Origin of the sequence: Thalassospira alkalitolerans (assembly GCF_002115745.1) — a bacterium.
Lineage (GTDB): Bacteria > Pseudomonadota > Alphaproteobacteria > Rhodospirillales > Thalassospiraceae > Thalassospira > Thalassospira alkalitolerans.
Genome location: NZ_JFKB01000043.1, coordinates 1 through 2,576, shown reverse-complemented (window position 1 = coordinate 2,576; position 2,576 = coordinate 1). Strand labels below are relative to the sequence as shown.

Annotated in this window: 1 rRNA gene; it reads left to right on the top strand. The window is 51.9% G+C overall.

The window, feature by feature from the left end:
* A 23S ribosomal RNA gene (locus TALK_RS21805) occupies positions 1-2,576 on the top strand; the annotation flags it as partial.

Genomic DNA, 2,576 nt, shown 5'->3' with positions numbered 1-2,576 from the left:
ATAAGATGGTTACCTTACACTGAATACATAGGTGTAAGGGGCGAACCAGGGGAACTGAAACATCTAAGTACCCTGAGGAAAAGAAATCAACCGAGATTCCCTTAGTAGTGGCGAGCGAACGGGGACTAGCCCTTAAGTGGCTTTGAGATTAGCGGAACGCTCTGGAAAGTGCGGCCATAGTGGGTGATAGCCCTGTACGCGAAAATCTCTTAGTCATGAAATCGAGTAGGACGGAGCACGAGAAACTTTGTCTGAATATGGGGGGACCATCCTCCAAGGCTAAATACTACTGACTGACCGATAGTGAACTAGTACCGTGAGGGAAAGGCGAAAAGAACCCCGGAGAGGGGAGTGAAATAGATCCTGAAACCGTATGCGTACAAGCAGTGGGAGCCCACTTTGTTGGGTGACTGCGTACCTTTTGTATAATGGGTCAGCGACTTATTTTCAGTGGCGAGCTTAACCGAATAGGGGAGGCGTAGCGAAAGCGAGTCTTAATAGGGCGTCTAGTCGCTGGGAATAGACCCGAAACCGGGCGATCTATCCATGGGCAGGTTGAAGGTTGGGTAACACTAACTGGAGGACCGAACCGACTACCGTTGAAAAGTTAGCGGATGACCTGTGGATCGGAGTGAAAGGCTAATCAAGCTCGGAGATAGCTGGTTCTCCTCGAAAGCTATTTAGGTAGCGCCTCATGTATCACTGTAGGGGGTAGAGCACTGTTTCGGCTAGGGGGTCATCCCGACTTACCAAACCGATGCAAACTCCGAATACCTACAAGTGCCGAGCATGGGAGACACACGGCGGGTGCTAACGTCCGTCGTGAAAAGGGAAACAACCCAGACCGTCAGCTAAGGTCCCAAAGTTATGGTTAAGTGGGAAACGATGTGGGAAGGCTTAGACAGCTAGGAGGTTGGCTTAGAAGCAGCCACCCTTTAAAGAAAGCGTAATAGCTCACTAGTCGAGTCGGCCTGCGCGGAAGATGTAACGGGGCTCAAACCATACACCGAAGCTACGGGTATCACGTAAGTGATGCGGTAGAGGAGCGTTCTGTAAGCCTGTGAAGGTGAGTTGAGAAGCTTGCTGGAGGTATCAGAAGTGCGAATGCTGACATGAGTAACGACAATGGGTGTGAAAAACACCCACGCCGAAAGACCAAGGTTTCCTGCGCAACGTTAATCGACGCAGGGTTAGTCGGTCCCTAAGGCGAGGCTGAAAAGCGTAGTCGATGGAAAACAGGTTAATATTCCTGTACTTCTGGTTATTGCGATGGAGGGACGGAGAAGGCTAGGCCAGCTTGGCGTTGGTTGTCCAAGTTTAAGGTGGTAGGCTGAGATCTTAGGTAAATCCGGGATCTTAAGGCCGAGAGCTGATGACGAGTTATCTTTTAGATGACGAAGTGGTTGATGCCATGCTTCCAAGAAAAGCTTCTAAGCTTCAGGTAACCAGGAACCGTACCCCAAACCGACACAGGTGGTTGGGTAGAGAATACCAAGGCGCTTGAGAGAACTCGGGTGAAGGAACTAGGCAAAATGGCACCGTAACTTCGGGAGAAGGTGCGCCGGTGAGGGTGAAGGACTTGCTCCGTAAGCCCATGCCGGTCGAAGATACCAGGCCGCTGCGACTGTTTATTAAAAACACAGCACTCTGCAAACACGAAAGTGGACGTATAGGGTGTGACGCCTGCCCGGTGCCGGAAGGTTAAGAGGAGATGTGCAAGCATTGAATTGAAGCCCCGGTAAACGGCGGCCGTAACTATAACGGTCCTAAGGTAGCGAAATTCCTTGTCGGGTAAGTTCCGACCTGCACGAATGGCGTAACGATGGCGGCGCTGTCTCCACCCGAGACTCAGTGAAATTGAAATCGCTGTGAAGATGCAGTGTATCCGCGGCTAGACGGAAAGACCCCGTGAACCTTTACTATAGCTTTGCACTGGACTTTGAATTTGCTTGTGTAGGATAGGTGGGAGGCTTTGAAGCGTGGACGCCAGTTCGCGTGGAGCCAACCTTGAAATACCACCCTGGCAACTTTGAGGTTCTAACTCAGGTCCGTTATCCGGATCGAGGACAGTGTATGGTGGGTAGTTTGACTGGGGCGGTCTCCTCCTAAAGAGTAACGGAGGAGTACGAAGGTGCGCTCAGACCGGTCGGAAATCGGTCGTAGAGTATAAAGGCAAAAGCGCGCTTGACTGCGAGACAGACACGTCGAGCAGGTACGAAAGTAGGTCTTAGTGATCCGGTGGTTCTGTATGGAAGGGCCATCGCTCAACGGATAAAAGGTACTCCGGGGATAACAGGCTGATACCGCCCAAGAGTTCATATCGACGGCGGTGTTTGGCACCTCGATGTCGGCTCATCACATCCTGGGGCTGAAGCCGGTCCCAAGGGTATGGCTGTTCGCCATTTAAAGTGGTACGCGAGCTGGGTTTAGAACGTCGTGAGACAGTTCGGTCCCTATCTGCCGTGGACGTTTGAGATTTGAGAGGGGCTGCTCCTAGTACGAGAGGACCGGAGTGGACGAACCTCTGGTGTTCCGGTTGTCACGCCAGTGGCATTGCCGGGTAGCTATGTTCGGAA